Raw genomic sequence first — 13,490 nt, forward strand, 5'->3', positions numbered from 1 at the left:
ATGGAAGAACAGGCGTCGGGATTTCTTCTTGCTTGGCACAACTTCATGGAAAATGGAGCCTATGTATTGATTGCTCTCGCAGTGGTCATATACATCATTACTAAGCTTCGCATTTCCAGTTTTAAAGAGCTCAAGCAGAAGTATGATTTTACTAGTAAGTATGAATCAAAGCTCCTTTGGGTGATGCATTTGTGCATTGCGCTGGCCATTACAGCGTATGCCAACACTTATAAAGACGAGACAGTCGAGCTAAACTTTGTGTGGTTCTTCGTCAGGCTGTTTATCACCATTGCCATAGGTACTTTGTACGGTTATGTTGCATTTCTTATCCTTAAATTCTATTACCCTACAGCCCAGTCCAAAAGGCTGAAAAAGTTCAGATATACTCCCCGGGTCAATCCTAAAACTGGCAACAAAATGAAGCTGCTTAGTGAAGAAGAAGAGGATGTTTACCTTGACGAGGGGATGCAGGCGGAAGAGAATATCTTCAGTGTTGACTACGACGTTTGGATAGATCAGGAAACAGGCGAAACTAAGATTGAAAAGTATCCGGGCAACCTCATTGCGATTGAGTGCGACAGGTGTGGCTTCCAAACGCTGAAGCTCGAAAGCGAGGAAATTATCAGCGAGGCCACGGAAACAGCGGAAGGTAAAATTGTACAGCATTTCAAATGCTCATACTGCAACCGCATTAAACACAAAGACAAGAAACTGGGGCTGGTTAGAAAAGATGGCCAGTTTATTGTGCCGGAGAACGCCACGTTTGTTGATGATCCTTTGGGTGGTAAAAAGGTAATTCTTATCAAGGTGGAGATTCATGCCAAAGACGGTGAATCTAAATCCTTCGAGTTCCAAAACCTTAAAGAGGCACAGAAATTCATGGACGAGTTTGACTTTGACCGTGTAGTGGAAAAGTGATAGTCGCAGTTCTAAGCCTTCTTTTGAATTGGCTCCAAAGTGATTCATCAGGCACACTTACTGTGGAGATCAAAGGGATAAAAAATGTAAAGGGCGACATTCGTGTGGCCCTTTACGATTTAAAAGAGAATTTTCTTACGGATCGGCTTTACAAAGGCAAGGTAGAAAAGGTAAGCGGAGAGTCGACCCGGGTGCAATTCACAAATCTTCCCTTTGGCTCTTATGCCATTAGTGTGTTTCACGACGAGAATGAAAACGGCAAGCTTGACACTGGCCTGTTCGGCATACCAAAAGAACCTTATGGTTTTGGAAATGATTCCATGGGGGTATTTGGCCCTCCTGATTTCGAAGAAGCGTCAGTTACCTTTCAAGCAAAGACTACCACCCACAGCATCTCGCTTCGATAATTCGTCAGATATTACTATCTCGTAAAAAGGAAAAGCATAGTCTACCGACCAATCCAGCCATGAAAGTTTCAACGATAATTATCCGTCTTTGCTTTTTATCGCTTATCAGCTCATTTCTTTTGACCTCTTGCGACCACAAAATGTCGGCGGAAGAAGTAGCAGCCTACAAAGTAGCTCATCAAAAATGGCAACAGGAACGAATCGAAAAACTGAAGGCCCCCAACGGCTATGTCAACCTTGCAGGCCTTTACATCCTCAACAAAGGCCTCTCTGCCTTCGGATCGGATTCGTCTAATAAGATTGTATTTCCTGAAAAAGCCCCCGCCTTTCTTGGTAAGCTGCGAGTAACTAATACCAAATCTGTACTGTATGAGGCCCCCTCTGAGCCTGTGGTAATGATGAAGGAAGCAGGAAAAGACTCCACCTGGGAAGCCCCTGCCTTGCAGTTGGTTTATGACGACTCTATGCGTATGAGTCTGCAAATGAGCCATGAGTCGCTTACCTGGTTTGTCATTAAAAGAGGTGATGAGCTGGCAGTGCGCCTTCGGGACTTTGAAAGCCCAAAATTAGACTCACTCCAATCGATCGATTCCTATCCTGTGGATGTAAATTGGGTGGTCACCGCTGAGTTTGAGCCATACGACCCACCTAAAGTGCTCACAATCCAAAATATCCTTGGGATCACTTATGAGCAGCCAAGCCCGGGAAGGCTTGTGTTTGAAAAAGATGGCGATGAGTATGCGCTCGATGTGACAGAAGAAGGTGACGAGTTTTTTGTGACTTATGCTGATGAAACAACGGGAGAAGAAACGTACGGAGGTGGCCGCTATATGTATACTACTAAACCAAACAGCAGCGGGGAAGTGGTGATGGACTTCAACAAAGGATACAATCCACCCTGCGTGTATACGCCCTTCGCCACCTGCCCGCTTCCTCCACCTCAAAACAAGTTGAAGGTGGCAATATTGGCCGGGGAAAAGTTTGCCAGTCGCTATTGATTGTTCACACTTTTGATCAAAGGATTGGGCTTTTCTGTGCGATTTTCTAATTTCAGGCACCTACCTAAATATATCCACTGAATGGAAAGCAAATCGCTGGCTTCTAAAATTGGACTCGTGCTGGGGCCAGTCCTTTTCATCATCTTCCAGTTTATCGTGCAGCCCGAAGGGATGAGCGAATCCGGCCGCTCGGTCTTAGCCTGTACCCTTTGGGTAGCCACCTGGTGGACAACAGAAGCCATTCCTATGGCTGCTACTTCATTATTGCCCATTGTGATACTGCCATTAACTGGCGGCGCCAAAATTGACACAGTAACAGCTGCTTATGGCAATAAAATTTTATTCCTCTACATGGGAGGCTTTATTATCGCCATTGCCATGGAGAAGTGGAACCTGCACAAAAGGATCGCTCTCACTATTATTTCATGGGTAGGCACTAACAGCAGAGGCATTGTGCTAGGCTTCATCATCGCTACGGCGTTCCTTTCCATGTGGATTTCGAACACCGCCACTTCGCTCATGATGGTGACTATTGGCATTGCGTTGATCAGTCAGCTTGGAGGCATTATCGACAAGAGCGACATGCCTGACAAAGTGAAGCTCAAGGCAAATTTGGGGAAGGCGCTGATGCTCAGCATTGCCTATGCGGCTTCTATCGGAGGCATGGGAACACTGATAGGTACACCTACCAATGTCGTTTTCTCTGCCATTGCTCAGCAGCTTTTCGATGTCGAAATATCTTTTGCTCTCTGGATGGCTTTTGCTATGCCTCTTGTCATTGTTTTGTTGGCAATCCTCTGGTGGTATATGGTCAGGGTGGCTTACCCATTGCCAAAAAAGCCTCTGGCCGGAGGCCGGAAACAAATTGAGGACGACCTGAAAGAACTGGGCAAAATGAGCTGGGAAGAAAAAGCTGCTTTCGCCGTTTTTATCCTGACTGCATTTTCCTGGATGACCAGTTCATTCCTTCTCAAGGAAATCTTACCTGGGATCGACGACACGATCATTGCCATGAGTGGCGCATTGGCTTTGTTTCTGGTTCCTGCTAAAAGCGAAGCCAACAAAATGGTCATGGACTGGGAGTCGGCGGTGAAGCTCCCCTGGGGGATAATTGTTCTGTTCGGTGGTGGGCTGGCTTTGGCAGCTGGCTTTCAGGAGTCTGGCCTGGCGGAATGGATCGGCCAGCAAATGTCGTTGCTCGAAGGCGTTAACCTTCTACTTCTTATTTTTATAGTCGCCCTTTTACTCAACTTCCTAACTGAGGTAACGTCCAACGTTGCCACGGCTTCCATTATGCTGCCGATTTTAGCAGCTCTTTCGCAGTCAATTGGAGTGCATCCCTTTGGGTTGATGATCGCCGCTACGCTCGCTGCCTCCTGCGCCTTTATGCTACCTATTGCCACTCCGCCAAATGCCATCGTATTTAGTTTTGGTCATGTGGAAATGAAAGATATGATTCGCAAAGGCTTTGCGCTGAACCTTGCCAGCACGGTGCTGATAACGCTTTCAGTTTATTTTTTGATGGAGCTGGTGCTCGGTATCGACTTATCAGTTAACCCGTTTTAGGCGGACTACCTTCTGTTCGCAATAAAAACACCCACAAGAATAAGCGCCATGCTTATATAGTGGGTGACAAGTAATTTTTCGCCGTCCAGAAGACCCCATATCACGGCAATGAGTGGTATAATATAAGTAACAGAACTGGTGAACAGGGGTGTTGAAATCTGCACTGTTTTATTGAATATGATCAACGCAATAGCAGTCCCGACAACACCCAGAATGCTGATATAGCCAAGGGCCTCCCAGGCTCCCTTTGTATAGATGATTTTCGTGCTGAAGTCGGTGGCACTGGCCAGAATAACTAAGGCAAGAGGTAGTACCATAAGCAACGAAACACTGGTAATTGTCAACGGCTTCAGGTCTGCCAGATAGGCCTTGATGATATTCAGGTTGGTAGCGTACAAGATAGTAGCAAGCACTACGAACAGCGCATAAAAATTGAAACCAGAAATGCCTCCGCCACTTCCTGCAAATATCAAAAGTACCGTACCCACAAAGCCAATGGCAATGCCAACGGCATTCCTTGCAGTGAAAGTGGAACTAAAAAACCAGCTGCCTATCAAAATGGTGAAAAGCGGCGTAAGTGCGTTGAGCGACCCTGCCAGCCCGCTATCGAGATGTGTTTGAGCAAGGGCAAACAAAAAAGCCGGTCCGAAGCTTCCTACAAAACCAGCAAGAAGAAGAATCTGCCAGTTACGCTTCGAAAGTTTACCAATACGGCTGACAGCAATGGGCAGAAGAAACAAACCTGCTGTTACTATTCTCAGCGCACCAAGTTCCAATGGAGAATAAATTATGAGTCCTCTTTTGATAAGAATAAAGCTGCTGCCCCAAATGAAGGAAAGTGTGATCAATAAAAGCCATGCGAGCGCTTTGTCACTCATCTGGCTGGCTGGTTTGCTCATATTGTCTATGCCTCCACGAAAGCGTTCATGAATTCCTGCTCCATTTCACAAAGCAGTTGATCTACCTGTTCATAGGTGTCGAACTCCACCAGTTGTTGCCTGTAGGGCTTTATGTTGGGGATATTTCTAAAATAACTAGTGTAATGCCTGCGCATTTCCAGGATGCCTGTCTTCTCACCTTTCCATTCAACAGAGAACTTAAGATGCTTTCTGGCCACCTCTATTCTTTGCTTCATGCTCGGTGCCGTCAGCTTTTCTCCGGTCTTCATGAAGTGTTTGATCTCATTAAAAATCCATGGATAGCCTATTGCTGCTCTGCCGACCATAATACCATCAACCCCATAGCGATTCTTGTACTCAAGTGCCTTTTCAGGTGTGTCAATATCTCCATTGCCAAAAATCGGTATCTGTATCCTCGGATTCTCTTTCACTTTTCTGATCAACGTCCAGTCGGCCTCGCCCTTGTAGAGCTGAGCCCTGGTGCGTCCATGAATACTCAGTGCTTTGATGCCAACATCCTGTAGCCGCTCGGCAACCTCTTCTATGTTGATACTACTGTCATCCCAGCCAAGCCTGGTTTTCACTGTTACCGGCAGGCTTGTAGATTTCACCACCGCCTGGGTCAGCCGAACCATTAACGGGATATCCCGAAGTACCCCAGCACCCGCCCCTTTGCAAACCACTTTTTTCACCGGGCAGCCATAGTTGATATCCAAAATATCGGGCTGAGTGGCATCCACTATTCGGGCCGACATAGCCATGGCCTCCTCGTCGCCACCAAAAATCTGGATGCCAATAGGTTTTTCGTAAGGAAAAATGTCGAGCTTCTTCCTGCTTTTTATGGCGTCACGGATGAGCCCCTCGCTACTGATAAACTCGGTATACATCAGGTCGGCGCCATTGTCCTTGCATACTGCACGGAACGGAGGATCACTTACATCCTCCATGGGTGCCAGCAAAAGCGGGAATTCTCCCAGTTGTATGTTACCTATTTTTACCACCGTATGTCTACCTTTAGGGCCGAATGTGACCAGTTGTGTTACATCAGCTAATCTAACAAGATGCAAAAGTACAATAGTTTCCTTGAAATCAGAGATTTGAAGGGGCCGGGGCTTGGCCTGCTTCAGCTGGTTTTATTTTGCTTTGGTGGAATGATCGTGTTTCAGATAATTTCTGTGCTGCCGTTGATGCTGCTTTTTAATACGGGGTTTGAAGAAACGATGAGGCTCCTGACTGACATGGGTGACCCAAGATCCAAAGTGGCGCTGTACACCACCCAGGCTGTGGGATCGCTCGGAGCATTTATTCTGGTGCCCCTGTTCTACATCAAACTCTATCAAGGCACAAAAGTAAGCACCTATTTTTCCGTTGACACCCGCTATTGGCAACCATTGATTTATGTCATCCTGATCACTTTCTGTTTCATGGTTGTCAACAGTCTTTTCATAGAATGGAACCTCAACCTGAAGTTTCCGGAGTTTATGAGTGGCTTTGAGCAATGGGCGCAGGCAAAAGAGGAACAACTTAAAGTGATTACCGAATACCTGACCGACTTCTCTGGCTTTGGCGAACTACTGGTTGCTTTGTTTGTAGTCGCCATTATACCCGGCATTGGTGAAGAGCTTCTCTTCAGAGGCCTTATCCAAACCCGGCTTCAGCAGCTTACACGCAATCCGCATATCGCCATTTGGGTAGCAGCTATTTTCTTTAGTGCATTTCATTTTCAGTTCTATGGCTTTGTTCCCCGAATGCTCCTGGGTGCGCTTTTTGGCTACATTTTCTACTGGTCGGGCAGCCTGGTGCTGGCCATGCTGGCACACTTCTTCAACAACGGGTTCAGCCTGGTGATGCTTTACCTGTACAAAAATGACCTGGTCGGGTTCAACATCGACGATACGGAGACGGTGCCTTTGGAAACAGTAGGGTTTTTCTTTATTATTGGTGCTGCCCTCACTTACCTCTTTATTAAGTTTCACAGGAAACTGGAAAACGCTGATGGATAACTGGCAAAAGGTATTTACAAATACCCAACAACATAAGGCGGAAATTGTGAAGGCTGTGCTTGAAGAAAATGATATTCCTGCGGTGGTACTTAATAAAAAAGACACCCTTCAGCTGGGCAATTATCAGGTATATGTTTCATCTGAGAATGTCCTCAGTGCTGTGAAAATGATCAACGATGACATCCATTTTGAATAGGTTCAACAACCTAACCCAAAGAATTATCGCAGCAGTCATAGGGGCCCCTATCTTGCTCTTCCTGATTATTTACAGTCCCTACACCTATTTTGCCATTTTTTTTATCCTGACTCTTCTCACCCAAATGGAGTTTTACAACCTCGTGCGGCTTCATGGCATTTTGCCGTTGCGCTTCCTGGGGTGCTTTATTGGAGCGATTATATTTTGTCTCACCTTCTTTGTTGAAACTGGAGAGATTGACGGTAAATACGCCTTTCTTATTTTTCCTTTGCTGGCAACCATCTTTTTTATCAAGCTCTATAAAAAGAACGAAAAGAACCCATTTACTAATATTGGTTTTACCTTTCTCGGAATTATCTACGTGGCGGTTCCTTTTGCTCTCCTCAACTTTATTGCCTTCTCAAGAGGGGAGTATCATTGGGAGATAATAGTTGGCTTGCTACTGATACTTTGGGCAAGCGACACCGGTGCCTACTTTGCAGGTGTCAACTTTGGCAAGACCAAGCTCTTCGAAAGAGTGTCTCCAAAAAAGTCCTGGGAAGGAAGTGTGGGAGGTGCTCTGACCTCCCTTGCAATGGCCTATGGGCTTTCCATGTACTTTACCGTACTCCCGCTTTGGGAGTGGCTGTCCGTTTCAGTCATCATCATCGTCGCCGGAACCTATGGCGACCTGGTGGAGTCTCTTTTCAAAAGAAGCATGGAAATCAAAGATTCGGGGAAAAGCATTCCAGGTCATGGAGGGTTTTTGGATCGATTTGATGGTTTGCTGCTTTCTGTCCCTTTTATTATCGTTTTCCTAAGGCTTCTTTGATTTTACCAGCGTGCTACGCCAGCATTCTACAGATAGTTGATGCCTTTGCTAAAAAATGTACATTTCAGCTTTTTTGAGCAAACTTTCTATTGCTTTTAGTAGCTTTGCCACCGAATACAACACATTAACCCTATTATATTTTTATGGCTTACATAGAACCGGCACCGATAAAGGATAAAGAAAATCCTTTCGAATCGATGATGTCCAGGTTTGACATTGCAGCAAAATGTCTTGGACTGGATGATGAGGTGTACAACGTGCTGAAGTCACCCGTTAAGCAGGTAATAGTGAACCTTCCTATTACCATGGATGATGGCAGCGTACAAGTGTTTGAAGGCTATCGGGTAATTCACTCCAACATTCTGGGCCCGTCCAAAGGTGGCATCCGCTACGACATGGACGTTCACCTGGATGAAGTAAAAGCATTGGCCGCCTGGATGACGTGGAAATGCGCCGTGGTGGACATTCCCTATGGTGGTGCCAAAGGTGGCATCATCTGCAATCCACGCAATATGTCTCCTGGTGAAATCGAAAGGTTGACCAGGGCCTATACGGGTGCGCTTGTCGAAATATTCGGGCCTGACAGAGACATTCCCGCCCCCGACATGGGTACCGGTCCTCGTGAAATGGCCTGGTTGATGGACGAATACTCCCGTGCTCAGGGTATGACTGTGAATGCGGTTGTTACGGGTAAGCCGCTCGTCTTAGGTGGTTCTTTGGGCCGCACTGAAGCTACCGGTCGTGGGGTAATGATTACTGCGCTGGCAGCAATGGAGAAATTGAAAATCAATCCCTACCATGCGAAAGTAGCCGTGCAGGGGTTTGGCAACGTAGGATCATGGGCCGCCACACTTTTGGAAGAACGAGGTGCCTCAGTGGTTGCCGTTAGTGATATTTCAGGAGCCTACTACAACGACAGCGGAATTGACATTAACAAAGCCATAGAGTATCGCAATGCAAACAACGGCTCACTTGAGGGCTTTAACGGTGCTGAAAAAATAGCTGGCGATGACCTGCTCACCCTCGATCTGGACGTCCTGGTACCAGCAGCAAAAGAAGACGTAATTACTGTGCACAACGCAGACCAGGTAAAAGCAAAGCTGATTGTGGAAGGTGCCAATGGGCCAACTTCAGCCAAAGCCGATGCGTTGTTGAATGACAAGGGCATCATGGCTGTGCCGGATATCCTGGCCAATGCTGGTGGGGTAACTGTGTCGTACTTTGAGTGGGTGCAAAACCGCCTCGGCTATAAGTGGACTGCGGACAGGGTAAGCCGCCGGTCTGACCGGATCATGAAGGATGCGTTCAACAACGTGTTCAAAACGTCGCAGGAGTATAATGTTTCTTTAAGGATTGCCGCTTATATTGTGGCCATTGACAAAGTAGCCAAAACATATAAATTCAGAGGTAGATTCTAGTAAAATGACCATACACAAAGAAGGTAGAACATTTTTGCTGGTGATGGCGATTATTTTCATCGGTTTGAACTACGTAGTTTTCAACTATGTGTCAATGTCGCTTGTTCAGAGCCTGGTGCTTGCTGCCAGCATAGTGATCTATCTTCTTTTTCTTCAGTTTTTCAGGCTTCCAAAATGCGTGACTCCAGAAGACCCTAAAGCCGTTTACGCACCAGCCGAAGGGAAAGTGGTGGTGATTGAAAAAACCACCGAAGATGAGTATCTGAAAGACGAGCGCATACAGATTTCTATTTTTATGTCGCCTCTTAACGTACATGTCAATAGGGCACCCATCAAAGGAAAAGTAAGCTTTTTTAAATACCACCCGGGGAAATACCTTGTTGCCTGGCACCCCAAGTCAAGCACCGAAAACGAAAGAACGACGGTGGTGATGGAAAACGACAAAGGCGTGAAAGTGCTTTTCCGCCAGATAGCCGGCGCAGTGGCCCGGCGCATCAAGTGGTATGTAAAAGAAGGCGATGAACTGGCCCAGGGGGAGGAATTTGGCTTTATTAAATTCGGTTCGAGAGTTGATGTTTTTTTACCGCTTGATGCCAAAATTGAAGTCAACATCAACGACAAAACAACTGGCGGCAAAACGGTGATTGCCAGGCTGGCCTAGAGCATTCGCTTCCACAAAGGTGGTTTAGTGAAAAGAAATTTATATCTTTTCATAAAAACCAACCCTTACACACTATGTCATCTACTAATTATGCTGGATTTTGGCTGCGATTTGTAGCCTACATTATCGACTATATAATTGTTTATGTAGCTCAATCTTTCGTTTTACTACCAATTTTTGCAGCGTTGGGCTTTGGCTTTGCCACCACACCCGGCTTATTTGATGACTCGATGAGCACAGAAGAGGCCGTGGGTATGATAGCTGCTTTTGCTAGCGTAATGAGCGTCACCATTTTCATCACGTTTGTTATTCAAGTGCTCTATTTCTCCTTGATGGAATCGAGCAAAAGCCAAGCCACTGTCGGTAAAATCGCACTCGGCCTGAAAGTTACGGATGCAGACGGTAACAAACTCGATTTTGGCAAAGCCCTGCTCCGGAACCTTGGTAAGATTGTTTCTTCGATGATCCTCGGCATTGGTTATATCATGGCGGGCTTCACAGAAAAGAAACAAGCGCTTCACGACATGATTGCCAGCACGCTGGTAGTCAAGAAGTAATTTGAAGCATATCAATGATTTGTTCGAGGTAGCGCTGGTCTACCTCGTCAAACTCATTGAGCTTGTCGCTGTCCACATCGAGCACGCCAAGCACTTTATCCGCCCTGACAATGGGCAGCACAATTTCCGATTTTGAATCGCCGCTACAGGCAATGTGACCGGGAAACTGATCAACATCCGGCACAATAAAAGTCCTGGCCTCTTTCCACGAAGAGCCACAAACGCCTTTACCCAGGTTGATTCTGGTACAAGCGATTGGCCCCTGAAACGGCCCTAGTACTAGCTGGTCTTCTTTGACCATATAGAAACCAACCCAAAAGAAACCCATCCCATATTTTAATGCGGCGGAAATATTGGCCAGGTTGGCCGTGAGATCAGGCTCTCCCCCGATGAGTGCTTCAATCTGCGGTACAAGTGCTTCGTATTTGTCTTGTTTGGTAGCTTCTTTGGGAATAAACAGCGTTTCTGCCATTAGTTTCTTGTGTAAGTAATGAATGTATCGCCTAAAATGTCTTCTTTGCTTAAAATAGTCCCTCCGCAAACTGGAGCCTTTATACCTGTCGTAAATGTCGTGGGTGCATAAAAAACCCTGGCCTCGTCCCAAAGGTTCATTTCTATGAACGATTCGAGCGTTTTGGCACCTCCCTCAATAATCACCGATCGGATGTTTCTTCTTCGAAGATCGGCTAACACCTCGGGTAAATAATGATGTGCATCGACCTTCACAAGCTCAAGGTTGGCGTCTATCGATTCTTGTATCGTTGTATAAATGATCGTGGAAACACTTCCGTCAAGTACATGGTAGTTACCATCCAACTCATCGCCAGGATCCAGCACTACCCGCACAGGATTATTGCCTGGCCAATCCCTTGCCGTCAGCTGAGGGTTGTCATATGCCACAGTATTGCTCCCCACCAAAATGGCATCTTCCTCCGTGCGCCATTTATGCACCAGCTTTCTCGAATAGGCATTACTGATCCATTTCGAGTCATGGTTTTCCCGTGCAACAAAACCATCCATGGTTTGCGCCCATTTCAAGATGATGTAGGGCCTGTGATCCTTCATGGCCGTTAAAAACCGTCGGTTCACCCACGTAGCCTCCTCCGCCAGCAACCCCAATTGCACTGTGATCCCTGCTTGTTTTAGCTTCTCTATTCCTCTGCCGGCCACTTGTGGATTGGGATCCTCAACGGCCACAATCACTTCCGCCACCTGCTTGCTGATAAGCAGATCGGCGCAGGGGGGTGTTTTGCCGAAGTGGGAGCAGGGCTCAAGTGTAACATACACAATAGCGCCTTTAAGCTGCTCAGGGTCTTTTACCGCATTCACAGCGTTTACTTCGGCATGTGCCTCTCCATATTTTCGGTGCCAACCTTCTCCAATGACAAGGCCGTCTTTCACTATCACGCAGCCAACCAATGGATTGGGACTTGCACTGCCCAAACCTAACTGCGCCAGTTCAATGGCCCGTCGCATGAATACCTGGTGTTGTTCCAAATCATTTGCCATTTGCCTCATAAATTTGCCATAAATTGTGAGACAAAAAAATTTATTGCCTTGCCTATCCCCGCTATTACTTCTGCCGACAAACTATTCACCGAAGTGGCCAATCAATTGATCCTGATTTATGGCGCCAATGAAGCACAAAGCATCACGGATTACCTGCTGGAAGGAACTTTGGCAGTTACTGCCAAAGAAAGACTGGCTAAGAAACCACTGGAGTTGTCGGACTTCGATCTCGACGTGCTTGAAGAAGCAGTTAAAAGGCTCAAAAATGAAGAGCCGGTTCAACATGTGGTAGGTTACGGCTGGTTCTATGGCAGAAAATTTCAGGTGAATAAAGAGGTGTTGATTCCCCGCCCTGAAACAGAGGAACTTGTACACTGGATCGTCAATTCTCATGAAAAACCTGACAGAGCAAAGCTTCTGGACATAGGCACTGGCAGTGGCTGCATTCCTATTACAATCAGCCTGGAGGCGCCCAACATTCAATGCGAGGGCTGGGATATTTCGGAGGCCGCTTTGAAAACCGCCAGCGAGAATGCTACCAAGCTGGGAGCTGAGGTACATTTTAAACAAGTCAATGTTCTAGAGGCAATGATCGATAAAGGGGCTTTTGATATCATCGTCAGCAACCCTCCTTACGTGAGAGATTCAGAAAAGCCTTTAATGAGCAAAAACGTGTTGGCATTTGATCCCGGCCTGGCCCTGTTTGTCGGCGATGACGACCCGCTCATATTTTACAGAAAAATTGCCGGGCTGGCACGCACTGGCCTGAAAAACGGAGGCTGGCTTTATTTCGAAATCAATGAAGCCTTTGGAAAGGAAATGAAAGACCTGCTTGATTCATTGAGCTACTCAAATATCGAACTGCGACAGGACATCAATGGCAAAGACAGAATGATCAGAGGACGGGTCGGCTAAAGCTGTTCCTCAAGGAGAAAGGGCAAATTCGAAGAAATAGAGACCATTTCATCCTTTTTAACGTCAAGAGCCACCTTGTTTAATGGGTTCTGAGGTGGCTTTGCTATAAACCCGCTCCACGTAAACTCCTGCGGCTCATTGAGTGACTGAACGGTGAGCCTGGTGCCTGCTGGCAACCACTTGTTGTATTGCCCACTTCGCAGCCACAACCATCGGCTTGTCTCTGTATAGAACACAATGTCCATATTGGCGAAAAAGAGCGCAAACTCCGAAAGCAATAAGTCGAAAGGTGAGGCAAAAATATTGACCGCCTTGTATCTATTTGCCAGAAGGTAATGAAGGGCCGCAACCACAGCACTCTGTTCGCTTGTTCTTTCCAAAATGGTCAGAGGGGCGAAAGCTTCCCATTCGGCGCTATGTCGAGTTTTCTCTTCATGGGTCGCCACCACTACATCGGGCTTGATTCCCAAAGAGTCCAACACATCCACCTCGCCAGCTGCTACCACAATCGTGGGACTCCACTCCAGCAGACTCGCCAGCGTTTCGTCACGAAGCCATGCGGCATTCAGCGTCAACAAAGCCGGCTCTTGTTCATCCCGTACGATATGGTGTGAAGACATTAACAGTGAGTT

General features: G+C 46.6%; 16 protein-coding genes. 11 read left to right on the forward strand and 5 right to left on the reverse strand.

Annotation, left to right across the window (positions count from 1 at the left end; translation table 11 throughout):
• The 4 genes from RIF36_RS26470 (at window position 1) to RIF36_RS26485 (ending at window position 3,889) form a co-directional block, all read left to right on the forward strand.
• Entirely contained in the window at window positions 1-918 is a 918-nt protein-coding gene (locus tag RIF36_RS26470; protein ID WP_350092632.1) for a hypothetical protein, read from the forward strand.
• A gap of 23 nt (window positions 919-941) precedes the next feature.
• Window positions 942-1,325 (forward strand): DUF2141 domain-containing protein, encoded by a 384-nt coding sequence (locus RIF36_RS26475; RefSeq protein ID WP_350127873.1) that lies wholly within the window; start codon window positions 942-944, stop codon window positions 1,323-1,325.
• Between the two features lie 59 nt (window positions 1,326-1,384).
• The gene (locus tag RIF36_RS26480; protein WP_350127876.1) at window positions 1,385-2,323 is read left to right on the forward strand and encodes a DUF1684 domain-containing protein; all 939 of its coding nucleotides are present in this window, start codon (window positions 1,385-1,387) and stop codon (window positions 2,321-2,323) included.
• 81 nt (window positions 2,324-2,404) lie between these two features.
• Window positions 2,405-3,889: an SLC13 family permease gene (locus tag RIF36_RS26485; RefSeq protein ID WP_350127879.1), complete on the forward strand. Its 1,485-nt coding sequence runs from the start codon at window positions 2,405-2,407 to the stop codon at window positions 3,887-3,889.
• Between the two features lie 5 nt (window positions 3,890-3,894).
• Here the strand turns inward: RIF36_RS26485 and RIF36_RS26490 are convergent, their stop codons facing one another.
• Complete coding sequence (locus RIF36_RS26490; RefSeq protein ID WP_350127882.1) at window positions 3,895-4,767, reverse strand: DMT family transporter; 873 nt, start codon at window positions 4,765-4,767, stop codon at window positions 3,895-3,897.
• A 26-nt stretch (window positions 4,768-4,793) separates the two neighbouring features.
• Entirely contained in the window at window positions 4,794-5,789 is a 996-nt protein-coding gene (gene dusB, locus RIF36_RS26495; RefSeq protein ID WP_350073786.1) for a tRNA dihydrouridine synthase DusB, read from the reverse strand.
• A gap of 60 nt (window positions 5,790-5,849) precedes the next feature.
• Here dusB and RIF36_RS26500 point away from each other — a divergent pair, with 60 nt between their 5' ends.
• The 6 genes from RIF36_RS26500 to RIF36_RS26525 all read left to right on the forward strand — a co-directional run bounded on the left by RIF36_RS26500 (window position 5,850) and on the right by RIF36_RS26525 (window position 10,434).
• Complete coding sequence (locus RIF36_RS26500) at window positions 5,850-6,791, forward strand: CPBP family intramembrane glutamic endopeptidase (RefSeq protein ID WP_350127885.1); 942 nt, start codon at window positions 5,850-5,852, stop codon at window positions 6,789-6,791.
• The gene (locus RIF36_RS26505) at window positions 6,784-6,987 is read left to right on the forward strand and encodes a putative signal transducing protein (protein ID WP_350127888.1); all 204 of its coding nucleotides are present in this window, start codon (window positions 6,784-6,786) and stop codon (window positions 6,985-6,987) included. Before RIF36_RS26500 ends, RIF36_RS26505 begins: the two co-directional genes overlap by 8 nt.
• Window positions 6,968-7,798 carry a phosphatidate cytidylyltransferase gene (locus RIF36_RS26510; protein ID WP_317489210.1) on the forward strand — a complete coding sequence of 277 codons (831 nt, stop codon included), beginning with the start codon at window positions 6,968-6,970 and terminating at the stop codon, window positions 7,796-7,798. The genes RIF36_RS26505 and RIF36_RS26510 overlap by 20 nt, the downstream gene beginning before the upstream one ends.
• Before the next feature lie 143 nt (window positions 7,799-7,941).
• Complete coding sequence (locus RIF36_RS26515; protein ID WP_350072985.1) at window positions 7,942-9,216, forward strand: Glu/Leu/Phe/Val family dehydrogenase; 1,275 nt, start codon at window positions 7,942-7,944, stop codon at window positions 9,214-9,216.
• A gap of 4 nt (window positions 9,217-9,220) precedes the next feature.
• Window positions 9,221-9,877 (forward strand): phosphatidylserine decarboxylase family protein, encoded by a 657-nt coding sequence (locus tag RIF36_RS26520; protein WP_350127891.1) that lies wholly within the window; start codon window positions 9,221-9,223, stop codon window positions 9,875-9,877.
• Between the two features lie 74 nt (window positions 9,878-9,951).
• Window positions 9,952-10,434 (forward strand): RDD family protein, encoded by a 483-nt coding sequence (locus tag RIF36_RS26525; protein ID WP_350072981.1) that lies wholly within the window; start codon window positions 9,952-9,954, stop codon window positions 10,432-10,434.
• Here RIF36_RS26525 and msrC read toward each other — a convergent pair.
• Together msrC and ribD are read right to left on the reverse strand one after the other, a co-directional pair.
• Window positions 10,424-10,906 (reverse strand): free L-methionine (R)-S-oxide reductase MsrC, encoded by a 483-nt coding sequence (gene msrC, locus RIF36_RS26530; protein WP_350127894.1) that lies wholly within the window; start codon window positions 10,904-10,906, stop codon window positions 10,424-10,426. The two genes, RIF36_RS26525 and msrC, sit on opposite strands and share 11 nt — an antisense overlap.
• Window positions 10,906-11,943, reverse strand: coding sequence for a bifunctional diaminohydroxyphosphoribosylaminopyrimidine deaminase/5-amino-6-(5-phosphoribosylamino)uracil reductase RibD (ribD, locus tag RIF36_RS26535; protein ID WP_350127897.1), 1,038 nt, complete (start codon window positions 11,941-11,943; stop codon window positions 10,906-10,908). Before ribD ends, msrC begins: the two co-directional genes overlap by 1 nt.
• Before the next feature lie 48 nt (window positions 11,944-11,991).
• Between ribD and prmC the strand changes: the two genes are divergently transcribed.
• Window positions 11,992-12,858, forward strand: coding sequence for a peptide chain release factor N(5)-glutamine methyltransferase (gene prmC, locus RIF36_RS26540; RefSeq protein WP_350127900.1), 867 nt, complete (start codon window positions 11,992-11,994; stop codon window positions 12,856-12,858).
• On the opposite strand, the gene RIF36_RS26545 is transcribed toward prmC, so the two are convergent.
• The gene (locus RIF36_RS26545) at window positions 12,855-13,478 is read right to left on the reverse strand and encodes a hypothetical protein (protein ID WP_350127903.1); all 624 of its coding nucleotides are present in this window, start codon (window positions 13,476-13,478) and stop codon (window positions 12,855-12,857) included. The two genes, prmC and RIF36_RS26545, sit on opposite strands and share 4 nt — an antisense overlap.
• Between the last annotated feature and the right edge of the window lie 12 nt (window positions 13,479-13,490).

This window comes from Imperialibacter sp., assembly GCF_040222815.1.
In the GTDB taxonomy this organism is placed as follows: domain Bacteria; phylum Bacteroidota; class Bacteroidia; order Cytophagales; family Cyclobacteriaceae; genus Imperialibacter.